Annotated in this window: 15 protein-coding genes; 12 read left to right on the plus strand and 3 right to left on the minus strand. The window is 38.7% G+C overall.

Going from position 1 to position 17,891, the window contains the following annotated elements:
- The 6 genes from lpxA to fabG all read left to right on the plus strand — a co-directional run bounded on the left by lpxA (position 1) and on the right by fabG (position 7,247).
- A complete protein-coding gene (lpxA, locus tag ACKTS5_RS09050) occupies positions 1–786 on the plus strand; it encodes an acyl-ACP--UDP-N-acetylglucosamine O-acyltransferase (RefSeq protein WP_408043547.1) in 786 nt (261 codons plus the stop codon).
- A 22-nt stretch (positions 787–808) separates the two neighbouring features.
- Complete coding sequence (efp, locus tag ACKTS5_RS09055; RefSeq protein WP_408043548.1) at positions 809–1,375, plus strand: elongation factor P; 567 nt, start codon at positions 809–811, stop codon at positions 1,373–1,375.
- 39 nt (positions 1,376–1,414) lie between these two features.
- Positions 1,415–2,335 carry a UDP-3-O-(3-hydroxymyristoyl)glucosamine N-acyltransferase gene (locus ACKTS5_RS09060; RefSeq protein WP_408043549.1) on the plus strand — a complete coding sequence of 307 codons (921 nt, stop codon included), beginning with the start codon at positions 1,415–1,417 and terminating at the stop codon, positions 2,333–2,335.
- Positions 2,336–2,407: 72 nt separating this feature from the next.
- On the plus strand, positions 2,408–3,283 hold the full coding sequence (sucD, locus tag ACKTS5_RS09065; RefSeq protein ID WP_408043550.1) for a succinate--CoA ligase subunit alpha: 876 nt from the start codon (positions 2,408–2,410) through the stop codon (positions 3,281–3,283).
- Between the two features lie 110 nt (positions 3,284–3,393).
- Entirely contained in the window at positions 3,394–6,366 is a 2,973-nt protein-coding gene (locus ACKTS5_RS09070) for a M16 family metallopeptidase (RefSeq protein ID WP_408043551.1), read from the plus strand.
- A gap of 134 nt (positions 6,367–6,500) precedes the next feature.
- The gene (gene fabG, locus ACKTS5_RS09075; RefSeq protein WP_408043552.1) at positions 6,501–7,247 is read left to right on the plus strand and encodes a 3-oxoacyl-[acyl-carrier-protein] reductase; all 747 of its coding nucleotides are present in this window, start codon (positions 6,501–6,503) and stop codon (positions 7,245–7,247) included.
- Between the two features lie 77 nt (positions 7,248–7,324).
- On the opposite strand, the gene ACKTS5_RS09080 is transcribed toward fabG, so the two are convergent.
- Positions 7,325–7,972, minus strand: a complete 648-nt coding sequence (locus ACKTS5_RS09080) for a DUF937 domain-containing protein (RefSeq protein WP_408043553.1) — start codon at positions 7,970–7,972, stop codon at positions 7,325–7,327.
- 129 nt (positions 7,973–8,101) lie between these two features.
- Here ACKTS5_RS09080 and ACKTS5_RS09085 point away from each other — a divergent pair, with 129 nt between their 5' ends.
- The 6 genes from ACKTS5_RS09085 to ACKTS5_RS09110 all read left to right on the plus strand — a co-directional run bounded on the left by ACKTS5_RS09085 (position 8,102) and on the right by ACKTS5_RS09110 (position 13,696).
- Entirely contained in the window at positions 8,102–9,427 is a 1,326-nt protein-coding gene (locus ACKTS5_RS09085; RefSeq protein WP_408043554.1) for a dicarboxylate/amino acid:cation symporter, read from the plus strand.
- A gap of 69 nt (positions 9,428–9,496) precedes the next feature.
- Positions 9,497–10,528 carry a glutathione synthase gene (gene gshB, locus ACKTS5_RS09090; RefSeq protein WP_408043555.1) on the plus strand — a complete coding sequence of 344 codons (1,032 nt, stop codon included), beginning with the start codon at positions 9,497–9,499 and terminating at the stop codon, positions 10,526–10,528.
- On the plus strand, positions 10,518–11,357 hold the full coding sequence (locus ACKTS5_RS09095) for a sulfurtransferase (RefSeq protein ID WP_408043556.1): 840 nt from the start codon (positions 10,518–10,520) through the stop codon (positions 11,355–11,357). The genes gshB and ACKTS5_RS09095 overlap by 11 nt, the downstream gene beginning before the upstream one ends.
- Positions 11,358–11,368: 11 nt before the next feature.
- Complete coding sequence (locus tag ACKTS5_RS09100) at positions 11,369–11,689, plus strand: hypothetical protein (protein ID WP_408043557.1); 321 nt, start codon at positions 11,369–11,371, stop codon at positions 11,687–11,689.
- Positions 11,689–12,519, plus strand: a complete 831-nt coding sequence (locus ACKTS5_RS09105) for an N-formylglutamate amidohydrolase (RefSeq protein ID WP_408043558.1) — start codon at positions 11,689–11,691, stop codon at positions 12,517–12,519. The genes ACKTS5_RS09100 and ACKTS5_RS09105 overlap by 1 nt, the downstream gene beginning before the upstream one ends.
- Positions 12,520–12,541: 22 nt before the next feature.
- Entirely contained in the window at positions 12,542–13,696 is a 1,155-nt protein-coding gene (locus ACKTS5_RS09110; protein WP_408043559.1) for a flavohemoglobin expression-modulating QEGLA motif protein, read from the plus strand.
- Positions 13,697–13,731: 35 nt separating this feature from the next.
- On the opposite strand, the gene ACKTS5_RS09115 is transcribed toward ACKTS5_RS09110, so the two are convergent.
- The gene (locus ACKTS5_RS09115) at positions 13,732–16,455 is read right to left on the minus strand and encodes an alpha-amylase family glycosyl hydrolase (RefSeq protein WP_408043560.1); all 2,724 of its coding nucleotides are present in this window, start codon (positions 16,453–16,455) and stop codon (positions 13,732–13,734) included.
- Positions 16,456–16,525: 70 nt separating this feature from the next.
- Positions 16,526–17,881 (minus strand): SusE domain-containing protein, encoded by a 1,356-nt coding sequence (locus ACKTS5_RS09120; protein WP_408043561.1) that lies wholly within the window; start codon positions 17,879–17,881, stop codon positions 16,526–16,528.
- Positions 17,882–17,891: the final 10 nt, after the last annotated feature.

The raw sequence follows: 17,891 nt of genomic DNA on the forward strand, positions 1-17,891 counted from the left end.
ATGAATCAACCTTTAGCATACGTTCATCCACAAGCAAAAATAGCGCGTAATGTAGTGATTGAACCTTTTACAACCATTCACGCTAATGTAGAAATTGGATCGGGAACCTGGATAGGTTCAAATGTGACAATTATGGAGGGTGCACGTATAGGAAACAATTGTAGAATCTTTCCAGGAGCGGTAGTATCTGCCATTCCACAGGATTTGAAATACAATGATGAGGAGACTACGGTGATCATCGGTGATAATGTTACCATCAGAGAATGTGTAACGATTAACAGAGGGACCTCTGACCGAATGAAAACCGTAATTGGAGACAATTGTTTAATTATGGCGTATAGCCACGTGGCACACGATTGTATTGTAGGAAATAATTGTATTTTCTCTAACAATACTACCTTGGCAGGACACGTGACTATCGGCGACAATGTAGTACTTGCAGGTATGGTGGCTGTACATCAATTTGCATCGGTTGGAAATCACGCCTTTGTCACTGGAGGTTCTTTGGTGAGAAAAGACGTTCCTCCGTATGTAAAGGCAGCACGTGAACCACTTTCTTACGTGGGAATTAATTCAGTAGGACTGCGTCGACGTGGATTTACAACGGAGAAAATTAGAGAGATTCAAGATATCTATAGAATTTTATACCAAAAGAATTACAACAATACCCAAGCAGTAGAGATTATCGAAGCAGAAATGCAAGCTACTTCAGAGAGAGATGAAATATTACAGTTTGTAAAAGATTCTCATCGAGGTATTATGAAAGGATATTTTAAAGCAAGTTAACGAATATTAAATAGTAAAAACTATGGCAACAACTTCAGATATAAAGAAAGGATTGTGCATTCGCTACAACCACGATATTTTTAAAATCATTGAATTTTTACACGTAAAGCCAGGAAAAGGACCTGCTTTTGTAAGAACAAAATTGAAAAGTGTTACTACTGGTAAAGTAATTGATAATACCTTTTCAGCAGGACATAAAATTGAAGACGTTCGTGTAGAAACTCATAAGTTTCAGTATTTGTATGCTGAAGGGGATGATTTTCACTTTATGAATACGGAAGATTACAATCAAATCACCTTACAGAAATCGGTGTTAGATGCACCAGATTTAATGAAAGAAGGTGAAGTAGTGACGGTGTTAATCAATACCGAAGATGCATCACCACTTTCAGTAGAGATGCCATCACACGTAATTTTGGAAGTGACGCACACAGAACCAGGAGTAAAAGGAAATACAGCAACGAACGCTACGAAGCCAGCTACTGTTGAAACTGGAGCTCGTATCAATGTGCCTCTTTTCATTAACGAGGGAGATAAGATCAAAATCGATACTGAAAAAGGAGCGTATTCAGAACGTATTAAAGAATAATTTATGGATTCCCGCTGAAAAGCGGGAATTTTGATTTATATGAAGTTTAAAGAAATACAAACCCTTAAGGGAATTGCCGAACTGTTGAACGTAGAATTTGTAGGAGCTGCAGATTTCGAAGTTTTAGGAATGAATGAAATCCACGTTGTAGAACCTGGTGACATCGTTTTTGTAGATCACCCAAAGTATTACGACAAAGCGTTACAGTCAAAGGCAACCACGATATTGATTAATAAAGAAGTGGCCTGTCCAGAAGGAAAGTCCCTGCTAATAAGTGACGACCCTTTTCGTGATTTCAATGCCTTAACCAAACATTTTAATCCTTTTATCGCCGCAACTGCGAGCATTGCTGAATCGGCTGTAATCGGTGAAAATACGGTAGTACAACCCAATGTTTTCATAGGAGAAAATGTACGTATTGGTAGGGATTGTTGTATTCACGCCAATGTAGTGATCAACAACGATTGTATCATCGGTGATGGCGTTACCATCCATTCGAATACCGTACTCGGTAGCGATGCCTTCTATTATAAAAACCGCCCGGAAGGTTTTGACCGATTGATTTCTGGAGGTCGTGTAGTTTTAGAAAACCACGTTGATTTGGGAGCTTCTTGTACTATCGATAGAGGGGTTACAGGAGATACCACGATAGGCGAAGGAAGTAAAATTGACAACCAGGTCCACATCGGGCACGATACGGTAATCGGTAAAAAGTGTTTAATAGCAGCACAGACTGGTATTGCCGGTTGTACGGTTATTGAAGACGAAGTAACTATTTGGGGACAAGTAGGTATTATCAGTGGTTTAACCATTGAAAAGGGAACGGTATTAATGGCACAAACGGGAGTGTCTAAATCTCTCAAAAAGGGAATTTACTACGGAACTCCACAGCGTGAATATCGTCAAACCTTGCGAGAAGTTGTGTATTTGAAAAACGCGACGAATCCAGAAAAAAAGTAACAAAAAATTAATTGTGAAAAGTCAATTAAAAGATTATTTTTGTCTGACTTTAAAAAATAAAAAAACAAACCAATGAGTGTTTTAGTAAATAAAGATTCAAATATTATAGTACAAGGATTTACAGGAAGCGAAGGAACTTTCCACGCTGGACAAATGATTGATTACGGAACCAACGTAGTTGGTGGTGTAACTCCAGGAAAAGGAGGACAAGAGCACTTAGGTAAGCCTGTATTTAACACAGTAGCTGAGGCTGTTGCAAAGGTAGGAGCGGATACTTCTATTATTTTTGTACCACCAGCATTTGCTGCTGATGCTATTATGGAATCTGCTGAGGCTGGAATCAAAGTAATCATCTGTATTACTGAAGGAATTCCAACTGCTGATATGGTAAAAGTGAAGGCGTATATCGATGCAATCGATGGATGTACTTTAGTAGGACCTAACTGTCCAGGAGTTATTACTCCAGAAGAAGCTAAAGTAGGAATCATGCCTGGATTTATTTTTAAGAAAGGAAAAGTAGGAATTGTTTCTAAATCTGGAACATTGACTTATGAAGCTGCTGACCAAGTAGTGAAGCAAGGATATGGAATTACTACTGCTATCGGTATTGGAGGAGATCCAATTATCGGAACTACCACGAAAGAAGCTGTTGAGTTGTTAATGAATGACGACGAAACAGAGGCGATCGTAATGATCGGAGAAATCGGAGGTAACCTAGAGGCAGAAGCAGCTCGTTGGATCAAAGCTGACGGTAACCGCAAGCCAGTTGTAGGGTTCATCGCTGGACAAACAGCACCTGCTGGAAGAACGATGGGACACGCTGGAGCTATTGTTGGTGGAGCAGATGATACTGCACAAGCAAAAATGAAAATTTTAGCTGAAAACGGAGTTCACGTTGTTGAGTCTCCAGCTAAAATTGGTGAGATGGTAGCAAAGGTTTTATCATAAACCAACAACATTTCGTTAAGAAATGTTAAATAAAATATAATTTATCTTTCAAAAATCCGTTGAATTTGTAAATTCAACGGATTTTTTATTTTAATCAAACATTATATATTATGACTAAGAGCAAATTGCTACTTTTTAGCATGCTATTTATAGCTGTCGTCAGCTGTAAAAAGTCGGATACTAAGGTGGATACCGAAGTGAAGACGGAGCAATCAAAAGACGCAAACGGGTTTTCGTATGAAACCGTTACCAACGATCCAACAGGTTTACGTTTATACACCCTAGATAACGGGTTAAAAGTATATTTAAGTAAAAATACTGACGAGCCAAAAATCCAAACCTACATCGCCGTGCGTGCAGGATCTAATTACGATCCAAAAAATTCTACTGGATTAGCACACTATTTAGAGCACATGGTGTTTAAGGGAACCCATAAAATCGGGACCTTAGATTGGGAAAAAGAAAAAGGATTTATCCAAAAAATCTCTGACTTATACGAAAAGCACAGAGCAGAGAAGGACCCAAAGAAGAAGGTTGAGATTTATAAAGAAATCGATAAAATTTCTTTAGAGGCTTCAAATTACTCAGTAGCTAATGAGTATGACAATATGATATCTTCATTGGGGGCCACTGGAACCAATGCGCACACTTCTTTCGAAGAGACTATTTATAAAAACAAAATTCCAGCCAATGAATTGGACAAGTGGTTGGATGTGGAATCTGAGCGTTTCGGAACTTTAGTACTTCGTTTATTTCATACGGAGTTAGAGGCCGTTTTTGAGGAGTTCAATAGAGGACAAGACAACGATGGATGGAAAGAGTATTTCGCTATGTTAGACGGTTTGTTCCCAACCCATCCTTATGGTCAGCAATCGACTATTGGTACGGCTGAGCACCTAAAGAATCCTTCGATGATTGATATCAATAATTATTTTGATAAATACTATGTGCCTAACAATATGGCAGTTGTATTGGTAGGAGATCTCGATTTTGATGAAACCATCCAAAAGGTGAATAATACCTTCGGAAAGTTCGAAAAGAAAGAGTTAACACATCCTACTTTACCTACTGAACAACCTATTACGGCTCCTGTGGTAAAAGAGGTATTCGGACCTACTTCTGAGCGCGTGTCTATTTCGTATCGTTCAAAAGGAGTGAAAACGGAAGAAGAGAAGTTAGTGACGCTTTGTGATATGATCATGGCAAATGGAAATGCTGGATTGTTAGATTTAAACTTAAATCAAAAGCAAGCGGTACAATACGCAGGATGTTCTCCTTACTTTATGAACGATTATGGATTCCACTCGTTTAATGGTAGTCCAAAATCTGGACAGTCTTTGGAAGAAGTAAGAGACTTAATTCTGGAGCAAGTTGAGAAATTAAAAAAAGGAGAGTTTGAGGAATGGATGATAGAGGCTGTGGTAAATGACTTAAAGTTGAGTCAAACCAGACGTTATGAAAATAATACAGCCTTAGCTACAGCGTATTACAATGCATTCATTAATCGTGAAAATTGGGAGGATAAGGTTAAGTTCTTAGACGATCTTAAAAAGATTTCTAAAGAAGAACTCGTTGCTTTTGCCAATAAGTTCTACGGTGACAATTACGTAGTGGTTTACAAGAGAAAAGGGGAGGATAAAAACATCGTTAAGGTAGCGAATCCTGGAATTACGCCTGTAAACTTGAACAGAGATAAAACTTCTGAATACGTAAAAGCATTTTCTGCACGTAAATCAGCTCCATTACAACCGAAGTTTATCGATTACAAAACGGCAATCAAGCAAGCTAAAACAGCTAATGATATTGAAGTGTCTTATGTACTTAACGAAAAGAATGATTTGTTTGACTTAAATATCATTTTTGATATGGGGAAAGACAATAACAAAAAGTTAAGCTTGGCAGTGGGGTATTTAGAGTATTTAGGTACTGATAAGTACAGCGCTGAAGACATCAAGAAAGAGTTTTACAAGTTAGGAGTAGATTACTATGTAAGTGCTCAAGATGATAAAACGTATGTTGGTTTACGTGGACTTAAAGAAAATCTTCCAAAAGGATTGGAATTGTTAGAGCACCTTTGGGATAATGCAAAGGCCGATCAGGAAGCGTTTGATAAGTACGTACAAAAAATCTACAAGCGTCGTCAAGATGGAAAAGTGCAGAAAGGAAATATCCTTTGGAGCGGATTGATGAACTACGGTAAATACGGTGAAAATTCTCGTTTACGCGATATCATGCAAATAGATGAGATTAAGGCAATCAATCCTGAAGACTTGGTGAACTTAGTAAAAGATTTAAAGAACTACAAGCAACGTATCTTCTATTACGGAAAGGATGTTGATGCAGCGGTAGCAGCTTTAAACGCGAACCACAAAGTATACGGGGAGTTTAAAGATTACCCAGAAGCGAAGCAGTACGAAGAAACTAAGACAGGAGGAAACGTTTTCTTTACCAATTACGACATGGTACAAACAGAAATGTTGTTTTTGGCAAAAGGAAAGCCATTTGACCCTAAAAACTTAGCGGCTTCACGTTTGTTCAATACTTATTTTGGAAGTGGATTGTCATCAATTGTTTTCCAGGAAATTAGAGAGAGTAAATCTTTAGCATACTCGGCTTTTGCTGCGTATAGCAATGCGAACAAGCGTGATAAATCGAATTACGTAATGGCATATGTAGGAACGCAGGCGAATAAATTAGAGCAGGCTGTTGATGCTATGATGGATTTGATGAACAACATGCCAGAGGCAGAAAAGCAATTCAATGCAGCTAAAGAAGCTACCTTAAAGAAAATTGCAGCTCAGCGTATTACAAAATCGAATATCTTCTGGTCGTATGAGCGCCTCAAAAAGTTAGGTATTGAAAACGACAATAGAGAGGAGATGTACAATACGATCAAGAACATGACTATTGACGATTTAAAAGCATTCTTTGATAACAACATCAAAGGAGAGTCGTACAATGTAATGGTGATTGGAAATAAGAAAGATCTCGATGTAAAGTCGTTACAGAAACTCGGAAAGATCAAAGAAATGGACGTGGATTACTTATTCAACTACGTCGATAAGAAAGAAGTAAAACAATAAGGAAGTTACTTTTTAAGAAGAAAACTCGGAATACCACTGGTATTTCGAGTTTTTTTATTTGCGATAATTTCTTAGAAGTATTTTCGTAAGCAACACTATTTACTATATTTGCTTTTAGTTAAAACAACTAATAAATGAAACTTTTAGAAAATAAAACAGCAATTATTACTGGGGCTACTCGTGGTATCGGTAAAGGAATTGCTTTAGAATTTGCAGCACAAGGATGTAACGTAGCTTTTACGTTTAACTCGTCAGTAGAAGCCGCTCAAGAATTGGAAAAGGAATTGGCAGCTTTAGGTGTAAAGGCAAAGGGATATCAGTCAAACGCAGCAAATTTTGACGCTGCTCAAGAGTTGGCTAAAAATGTATTGGAAGAGTTTGGAACTATTGATGTTTTAGTAAACAATGCTGGAATTACAAAAGACAATCTTTTAATGCGTATTTCAGAAACAGATTTTGATAAGGTTATCGAGGTAAACTTAAAGTCTGTGTTTAACTTAACAAAAGCGGTGGTAAGACCGATGATGAAGCAACGTGCTGGTTCGATTATCAATATGAGTTCAATTATCGGACTCAAAGGAAACGCAGGACAAGCAAACTATGCGGCTTCAAAAGCGGGTATTATCGGTTTTTCTAAATCAGTAGCCTTAGAGTTAGGATCTAGAAATATTAGAAGTAACGTGATTGCTCCAGGGTTTATCGCTACAGAAATGACAGCGAAACTCGGAGAAGAGGTTATCGAAGAGTACAGTAAGGCTATTCCATTAAAGAAAATGGGAGCTCCTAAAGACATTGCGAATGCATGTGTGTTTTTAGCCTCTGATATGAGTTCGTACATTACAGGACAAACGTTGTCGGTTGACGGAGGAATGTTGACCTAAAACGAAGCACCTATCGATATAAAGAAAGCCCTGTAGTTCAAACTACAGGGCTTTTTTATGAGGTTAATCATTTTATCTTATTTCTTTCCGAAAATACCACCTAACAAACCGCCCAATAGGCCTCCAGAGTTTTTGTTGTTAGTAGCTCCTAAAACCATTCCAGCAACATCATCAATCACACTACCATCTCCATCAGCATCCAAAATTTGCTCTAAAAACGACTGTTCTTTAGCGTTGGAGTTGCCACCGAGCAAGCCACCCAAAAGTCCGCTAATATCGGCCTGATTACTCACGCCATTAGCTCTACTTTGCTTTCCTAACACGCCCATCAAAATTGGAGCAGCAGTTTTTAAGATATCTCCCACAGCACCAGCATCCATTCCGGCTTTCTGACCTATTACCTGTTCAACACCTCCTTGTTTACTTCCGAGAACATGACCTAAAATTTTAGATCCGTCTTGCAATACATCTGCATTGACACCTCCAGAAAAAAGACCTCCTAAGTCGTCGAGAATACTCCCGTCGTGTTTGTTTGAAAGAGCGCCCATTAAACCTTCAGCACCCTGCGGTGTTGATGCATTTCGTTCCATTGCTTTCATTAAAACAGGTAAAGCCATCGTTAATACATTACTCGTTTTATTTGTGTCCTGTCCGGTTGAACCTGCAACTCCTGAAATAATGGTTTTTCCTAAGTCGCTGTTTAATAAGTCTAAAATACCTGCCATAGTTCGATTGATTTGTTAAGGTTAATAATTTTTATCTCCAATAGGTTTGACACAAGTTACTAAAATAAAGTCACAATTATTTTAAATAATTATTTATACTTTTATCCTTTGGAAAAATAACTTACTTACATGAAAAAAATAGCACTACACTGGAAAATTTTAATCGGAATGTTGCTGGGAATACTTTTTGGTTTGGGAATGACAACGTTTGACTTTGGACCCACCTTTGTCGGAAACTGGATCAAGCCATTGGGAACCATATTCGTGAACCTGCTCAAACTGATTGCTGTTCCATTAATTATGGCTTCGTTAATCAAAGGAATTTCTGATTTAAAAGACATTTCAAAGTTTAAAAATATCGGTGTACGTACTATCGGAATATACGTGTTAACAACGGTAATAGCTATTTCCTTAGGGCTCCTTTTGGTTAATATTGCCAAGCCTGGTGAAGGAATTTCTGAAGCGACTATCGAAAAATTGACACAATCATACGCATCTAGTGATGGTGTGCGAGCAAAAATTGCCGAGGCAACTAAGCAAAAAACCAGCGGTCCTTTGCAGTTTTTAGTAGATATGGTACCTGACAATGCCTTTAAAGCAATGAGTACGAACAAGGCCATGTTACAGGTTATCTTTTTTACCATTTTCTTGGGAATTTCAATGTTGTTGGTGGGAGAGGAGAAGTCGAAACCGTTAAAAAAGTTTTTCGATTCACTGAATGAGGCCATTTTGAAAATGGTCGATCTGATTATGTTGTTTGCACCCTATGCTGTTTTTGCCTTATTGGCAAATGTAGTAGTGAGCTCTAACGATCCGGATTTACTTATAGCTTTATTGCGATATGCCTTAACCGTAGTAGGAGGTTTGGCGTTGATGGTAGTCGTTTATATGAGTTTGGTGGCAATTTTTACCAAAAAGAATCCTGTGTGGTTTTTAAAGCAGTTAAGTCCAGCTCAATTGTTAGCATTTTCTACGAGTTCAAGTGCCGCGACCTTACCTGTAACTATGGAACGCGTTGAAGAACACATCGGAGTAGATAAAGAGGTATCGAGTTTTGTACTGCCTGTTGGAGCGACCATTAATATGGATGGAACGAGTTTGTACCAGGCAGTGGCAGCGGTTTTTATCGCACAAGCTCTTAATTTTGATTTGACTTTTGCCGATCAGTTAACCATTATCGTAACGGCCTTGTTGGCATCGATAGGATCTGCAGCAGTACCAGGTGCTGGTATGGTGATGCTCGTAATCGTTTTAGAAGCAGTAGGATTCCCTGCCGATAAATTAGCCATTGGACTGTCGTTGATTTTTGCGGTTGATAGACCTTTAGACATGTGTAGAACAGTCATTAACGTAACCGGTGATGCTACCGTAGCATCGCTAGTAGCGAAGTCTGTCGGAAAATTAGGAAAGCCCAGACCAAAAAACTGGGACGACAATTACGAAGCAGTAAAATAACAATAAACTAACACAACGCAACACAACCTTACTTAAATTCATAAACTATTATATAATACTGATTTGTAAATGAACATATGCTTTTTAATGTATCCTTGGGAAGAGATTAATCCAGAAAAGGATTCATCATTGACTTTAATTCATGAATGTGCTAAAAGGGGACACGGTGTTGCAATATGTACTCCGTCAAATTTAACAATACGAAATAGTGTGACCAATGCGTTTTGTACGATTATCAACAGGTTTGACAAGGTACCTACCAGTATTAAATCCTTTTACAAAAAGGCTACACTTCGAGAGGAAATGTTGCCCTTAGCGGGGTTTGATGCTATATTTATGAGAGCTAATCCGCCATTAGATCCTTTGATGTTGAACTTTTTAGATTCCGTAAAGGACGATGTAGTCGTCATTAATTCGTTACAAGGAATGCGTGAAGCAAATAATAAGCTATACACGGCAGTCTTTGAAGATCCGGATAATGAAATCATTCCAGTTACCCATGTATCAAAAAACAAAGACTATTTGATCAAGACTATTGAGGAATCTGAATCTGAAAAGATGATTTTAAAGCCTCTTAATGGTTACGGAGGTTCAGGAGTTATTCTGATTGAAAAGAGCGCAATGGGCAATATTAATTCACTCCTAGATTTCTATATCAGTAAAAGTGATGGATCATCTGATTATGTAATTCTTCAAGAGTATATCGAAGGCGCAGAAAAAGGCGATGTGCGAATTCTGATTTTAAACGGACAACCTATCGGTGCGATGAGACGAATACCAGGTGATAAAGATCATCGCTCTAATCTTACAGCCGGTGGACGTGTAGAAAAACACAAATTGACTGCCGCGGAAAAACGCCTTTGTGCTAAGATTGGACCTAAATTGGTAAAAGACGGTTTGTACTTTGTAGGTATTGATGTAATTGGAGGGAAGTTGGTTGAAGTAAATGTTATGAGTCCAGGAGGGATTACTTACATCAATAAAGTTTCCAAAGTAAAATTACAGGAGAAGGTTATCGACTTTTTAGAGAGTAAAGTCTTGGAAAAGAATGCTTCGTTCCGAAGAATGACTGATTTAAAAAGAAGAGTAAATGAGGCCTAGTAATTCCGCAGTTGTGGATGCAGAATTTTTGGCAGCACAACTAAACGATAGCAATTGGGTGGTATTGAATGCCACCATTAAAAAGGTGGGAACTTCATCAGAACAACAGGTTCATGAACAAATTCCGGGTGCTATATTTTTTGATATCAAACAGCGTTTTTCAAATACAGAAAGTGCTCTTCCGAATACCGTTCCTTTGGAGGAACAGTTTGAACAGGAAGTTCAAAAGTTGGGAATAGATGCGACTATCAATATCGTTGTTTATGATGAGTTAGGTATTTATTCAGCACCGAGAGCATGGTGGCTGTTTAAGGCTTTTGGACATCAGAATGTTTGGGTGTTAGACGGAGGATTAAAGGCTTGGAAAGCTAAAGGATATGCTTTGGAATCCAAGTTAGAGAATTCCGTAATGAGTACAGGTGATTTTAAAGCACGTTGGAATGCTTCAGCCATGAGTACTACAGCGGAAATGCTCAGTATGATTAATGATGAAGAGCACTGTATTCTCGATGCAAGATCGGCAGACAGGTTTTTTGCACGGGTACCCGAACCCAGAGCAGACTTACGAGGGGGACACATACCCAGTTCTCAAAATGTACCTTTTACGGAGGTATTGGAAGGAGGTTTCTTAAAAAATGAGGCTGCCTTGAAAGCAATCTTCGAAAACTATGTTGCAAAGAATGTGTTGCCTGTATTTACTTGCGGATCAGGAATAACGGCGTGTATTATTGCTCTTGCTGCCTATAGCATCGGAATCGAAAACTTTAAAATTTACGACGGATCTTGGACGGAATGGGCAACTACGCCTGAACTACCCATAGAGAAATAACCCTACTACTTATGTGGACAAAAGAAGAGTTTACAACTTATGTATTGCTATATGTAGCACATTGCAATCATATAGAAACCCAAGAAGAGAGCTTGTATATTTCCTCTAAAATAGAGGAAGCAGTATACAATAAAATGCATACCGAAATTGTCATGGATGGTGATGAAGAGCGAAAATTGTCAAAAATCACTGAATACCTGGAAGATAACGAGTATTCACATGAGGATAAAAAAGAACTGCTTAACGAGATTAAGAAAGTGATATTTGCAGATGGTACCGTCGATCATTTGGAGCGAAAAGTTTTTGCTTCACTAAAATTATTATTGGATTGATGGTACGTTTTAGTATACAGGAGATTCTTGATAAAATAAATGACGGAGTACCATTTGAAGCAGTTGCGGAGGATTATTCATTTACTTTAAAAGTGGAGGCCTATGTCCCATATGTATGTGCAGCGGTACATGACGGTCATCAATTTAGAAATGAACTTTGGCCGTATTGTACACACAGTGCATATGAGCGCTGGTACGAAGAGGACCCTAGTACCAAAGAGATGGTATTGAACCATCCGATTGTTATCGCAGGGCTGGATTCTCGATTTGAATACGATTTGAACAGACCTCCAGAAACAGCCATATATAAAGATGCTTGGGGAAAACCATTGTGGAAGGAGGAACTACCTGCTTTTATGGTTGATGAGAGCCTCAGAAAGCATGAAAACTTCTATCGAGTGGTAAAGGCCTTGATTCAAAAGTTGGAAGGCTTACATAACACTTGTCTGGTTTTTGATATGCATTCGTATAATTGGCGTCGTTGGGATCGAGTAGTCCCAGTATGGAATTTGGGGACGGCCAATGTGGATGGAGAAAAGTATGCAAATACCATTGAGCTGTGGTGTAGTACTTTGGCAGACATGACGCTGCCCAATGCTATTGATGTAAGTGCTGGAATTAATGATACCTTTCAAGGAAATGGGTACTTTTTAAAGTTTATAACTCAGCATTTTAAAAACACCTTGGTTTTAGCTACAGAAATATCGAAAGTATATTGTGATGAAGAAAAACAGGTGATTTTTCCGGAAGTAGTGCGTGGAGTAAAAGAATATTTGGAAAAGGTGATTCCACAAGTAGTCAAGGTATTTCATGAGTACCACGGCAAGTAAAAGACAAATTAAAACAGTAGGAATGAAGGTAAAGGAGGCGGACAAAGAACTCTATAAGATCGACAAGAAAATAGATAAGCTCGTACGGAAAATAGAGCTACTACGCTATATTAATCCGATAAATTTAGAAGAACAGAAACGCTTGTTTTTTGAATCAAAATTTCAGAGAGATCCCGAGTTTAAATACCCTGAAGCAGATTTTGATAAGTTTAAAATTCACCGCAAGTTTTTTGGACAGCGATTGGAAGAAATTTCAGACGAGAGAATTCGAAGTTTGTACGAAGATATCGTATACTACTATTCTGGCGTAGTTCGCTGTATTGAAACCATAGGGGAAGGAAAGAATTTTTATTATAACAGCTTGCATGTCTTTGGTACTCCTACGGAACAAGACGTGGAAAACGCTAAATTTATTCTCCATTTTGAGGAAGAGGATAGTCACTCGGAGAAATTTATTCCTAAGTACGACACCGCAGCGGCACGAGACGTGTTTGCAACCTTTGGTAAAAATTATGATTTTGACTTTAATATAGAGGATTCGGAAACGATGAGTGCCATTGCCATGGTACTTAATTCAAAACAGAGTTTAGTATTGAATTCCAACCATAAGTATTCCGAAAATGAGCTAGCGATATTAACAAATCACGAAATCGGAGTACATATGGTCACCACGATGAACGGTGTTTCTCATGATCTGAAGATATTTTCACACGGTTTCCCAAACAATGTCGAAACCCAAGAAGGATTAGCTGTTTTTAGTGAGTATATGTCAGGAAATTTAACCGTACGAAGGTTAAAAGAATTGGCCTATAGAGTAATTGCAGTGGACAGTTTGGCCAAAGGGTATACTTTTTCCCGAACGTTTCGCTTATTGACTAATGTATACGATTTAGATAAGGAGAGAGCGTTTTACATTACAGCAAGAGTACACCGAGGAGGAGGTTTTACGAAAGATTATTTGTATTTGACCGGACTGGTTAAAATAGTTGATATGTACCGTAAAAAGGATGATTTTTCGCCGTTGTTGTCAGGTAAAGTAACACTTGAATACCTTGATCATATTCAGTATTTGATGGAACTAGGGTATGCGAAACCCTCGATTCATATCACAGATTCTTTCGCGGCAAATAAAAATACTAACCCTACCATTGATTTTATATTAAATAATTTGAAATAAAAAAAGCGCAGTATTCACTGCGCTTTTTTTAAGTATTAATGTTGAATGACGATCTTTTTTCGAATGATGCTGCGCTGTGGTGTTTTAAATTGTAACACGTAAACACCATTTGGCAAGTTACGAACGTCGATTGCTTGTAGCGGATCTAACTTTTTTAGGGAAATCAAACGCTTTCCGGTAAGGTCATAAAGTTGAATATTTACTACTTCTTTTGTGAGGAAGAGCTCCGTTGCTACCGGGTTCGGAAAAGCCGTATAAGTACCCTTGTCCAGGCTTAGGTCGTCAGTTGATAATGGATTTTCCAATGCTTTAGAGCTGTACAAACGATATTCACCAGGCTGTAAGGTGATAGGTGCCGCGGTATTGCTGATATTGGTGCTAGTTTTACCAAAATATTCATACCAAGTACCTGTACTAGGGAAATTAGGAGTAACAGTTTTGGCGGTCATATCAAAATTACCAATGATCACTATATTCATACTGCTGTGATTCAGGTTGATTCGCTTCACTAGGCCATCTACATCCAATTCGACATCTGTTGTTGAAAAAACCTCGTGTTTTTTTCTGAATCCGTTCATCGTTGCCCAAACGTCGTATACATTTTTGCGCTCAGGAACGTTTAAATAGTCCCATTTTATTGGTTTTCTTCCGGTACGGCCATTGTTATCGATGCTGATGTCATAACCGAGTTCACCAAATTGCCATATCATTTTAGGGCCGGGAATTCCTAGTAAAAAGACCCCTGCAAGCTCTTGTCGTTTTAGCGCTGTAGCCAGATTTTTAACGCTGTAGCTACCATTTGTATTTCCGTATTGTAAATTTTTATACATCAGTCGTTCTTCATCGTGACTTTCCATATAGGTAACCAAATGGGGTTTGCTAAAATTTCTCGATTTGTGATACCCCCAAGCAATATCTGTATCACTGTTGTATCCCATAGTATTTTGGTTGTAGTTATGGGTCATTTTACCCCATAACATCATTCCCGCATCTGCGAGTACTTTTTCTTCGCTATTGTCCGCCAGATGCTCTAAAATGATGTAGAAATCATTACCGTGTTTGTTCCAAACGTATTGCGCGTAGTCTTTAAGGCGATCGATTCGAGCTTGGTTGTATGCATTACCCCATTGATCTCCCGAGCTAGGGTAGTAGGTATTGGTAAATCCTTTGGTAAAGTCAAATCGAAATCCGTCAATTTTGAATTCTTCAATCCAGTAGCTCATCACGTCTTTAAAGTAGTTTTGCGTGATAGTGGCTTCGTGGTTAAAATCAAATCCAAATCGCAAGGCGCCATTTTGAAAATTGTGATTGTCGTTGTAAAAAGGGTTGTTACTCGTGGTACCTGCACTGTTGTTGTAGTCGTACATTTGGAGCAAGGGACACTGACTGTACGAGTGATTGAATACCACGTCGACAATTACCGCGATCCCTTTTGCGTGACATTTATCAATGAGTTCCTTAAATTTATTTTGAGTTCCGTAAGCCTTGTCGAGTGCAAAAAATTGCGATACGTTATAGCCCCAACTATCATTTCCTTCAAATTCATTAACAGGCATTAACTCCAGTGCATTGATTCCTAGTTTTTCTAGGTAATCCAATTTGTCAATGACCGCTTGATAGCTGTCAGTATCAGAAAAATCACGAACTAAAAGTTCGTAAATCACCAATTTTTCCTTTTGAGGTCTGTTAAATACGGTTTGATTCCAAGTGTAAGGTGTTGCGTTGATCTTAAAGGTCGCAACGATACCATCTGCACCTGCTGGAAAGCTTTTTAGGTTCGGGTATACCGACGCTTTGATATACTTGTCATTGGCCTTATCCAGAACTTTGGTAGCGTAAGGGTCCACAACAGTTTTACTGTAGTCAATTCGGTATTGGTAGGCGTACTCGGTATCCGGATTTAAGCCAGTTACTGTCAACCAAAAGTAGTCACCGTCCTTTTTCATTTGATACGCTTGTTCCAAGGCCCAATTGTTAAATTCTCCAATGAGAAACACATCATTTTTGTTAGGGGCAAACAAGACAAAGGTTACCGATTTATCAGCATTAATAGTAACGCCATTTTTTACATTGGGTTTAGTGTCGTTCGTCGTAGGAGTTTTGACATAGACAGCGATTTCCTGTTCTTTTTTTCCACCGGCAGTAGTGGCAACTACCTTGATGGTATTTTGACCAACTTTTGTGAATTGGTGATTCTTTCGAATGACTTTTGTATTCATAGCTGTTGCTACAGAAGTTCCGTTGACAAAGAGTTCTAAGTCTGCATTTTGAGTAGCAGAAGCTTGAATTTCAAAAGAAGCATTGGCATCAAATACACTGCTCGTTGTAGGGGCCGTTATTTGAACATTCAATTCATTGGCAAAAACTTTAAGATGAATGTCTGGTCTGGTCTGCTTGCTTCCATCTGCAGAGCGTGCAACGATGTTTATTTCACTAATCGTTTTTCCGGCGGCTACTTTGTAATAGTCAAAAACATTGTTCTGTAGGGTTAGGGTATAGGTGTTGGCAGCAGTTTTGGTGAATTTTGGTTGCGTCGCATTGTTTCCCCAACTCCCAACGACGTTAGACCATTGGGTACCATCGACGGTAACGCCAGTGTGTGCGTAAATATCACTGCTACTGTTTTCGAGTTCGGTTCCACTGGTATTGAGCGTAAGTACAATTTCGTCACTAACAGTTGGCGTGGCAGGCGCAGTACTAATTTGCCCTACCGATAAAAAGCTAGTGAAAAAGCAAATAAAAAGTAGTTGTATTCTCATTGTTAGTAGGTTTAAATAAAAAAAGAATACCTACACGTATTCGGTGTAGGTATTCTAAATGTTAATTGAATTATAATGAGCTAATGGTGTACTTTGGGCTAGCACTATCCGTTAAATCCATAACGATACGGAATTTACCTGCCGTTGTTTTAATGTTGTCACCTCCGGCATCTAAGATCTTGTCATTTCCTGTATCTCCGTAATTGGTAGTCCAATCTTGGTTTAGACGGAATTTTACTTCTCCATCTTTTAACGTAACGTTGTTGGCTACATAAATTTTAGGATTCACTTGTGTGAAGGTGAAATCTGGTCCTGCATTTCCCCAATCGTTATAACCAGAACCTACAATTCCCCATACGTCAGCAGCTTCTACTTTGTAAGTATTGTTTACGAGGTCTAAAGTAACTTCGTAAAATCCTTTGGTTGTTTTAATATTGTCACCACCGGTTGCTAGGGTACCGTTAGCTCCACCAAAATTAGTAGTCCACTCATTGTTTAAACGGAACTTTACTTCACCGTCTAACAAGGCTACACCAGCTTTAAAGGTATTGGTAGTATAATCGTAGTGGAACTCTGCATCTGGTCCATTATTACCCCAGTCATTGAATCCTGACCCTACAATTCCCCATGAGTATTTTTCCATGGTGTAGGTATTGGCATTTAAATCTAAGGTAATTTTGAAAGTTCCCGGTGTCGATACGATGTTTGCTCCACCGGCTTCAACAGTACCATCTGCATTGTCATCTCCTAAATTATTGGTCCAAGCGTTGTTTTCTCTAAACTTGATTTCACCGGCTTTGAGTGTTACGTACGCCACGTACACCTTTGCCTTGTCTGTGGTATAAAATGGTGCATCCGGACCTGCATTCCCCCAGTCGTTATATCCCGATCCAACGATCCCCCAAGTCGAGGCTTGAACTCCTGAACCTTGGGTTACCTCTGGTAAGGTAAGGTTCATTTCTTTGGCGTCCGAAATACTTTCTGGAGCATTGCTACCTCCATTACCAACGTAGGCTCTTACGCGTACGTAGATTTTTCCTTTGTTAGGTTTGTCGGTAGTAGTAGGGTCGTTGTCTAATCCTGCTTTATCTGCCAAGGTCAACAATTTTTCAACCGTGATGGCCATGTTTAAATCTTTGGTGGTTCCTAGTGACTCCTTGTCCGAAAAGTCATTTTTAAATGCTAATTGAACGTCGTAAGTAATCTCAGTAGGTGTTCCTCCAAATTGAACCTCATTCCAAACAAAGCGCTCCGCGATGTTTTTAGAGGTTTGTGGAGTGAGTAAATACTCACCCAAGAAGGTATTGGTCAAACTAACTTTGTTAGTAGGGGCTTGAACAGTGAATTCAAGATTATCATTGTCTTGGCAAGCTACAAAAGCAAAACAAAGACAAAAGAAAAGAAATACGTTTGATAATTTTTTCATGATATTATTG

It is taken from the genome of Tenacibaculum litopenaei (assembly GCF_964514025.1).
Lineage (GTDB): Bacteria > Bacteroidota > Bacteroidia > Flavobacteriales > Flavobacteriaceae > Polaribacter > Polaribacter litopenaei.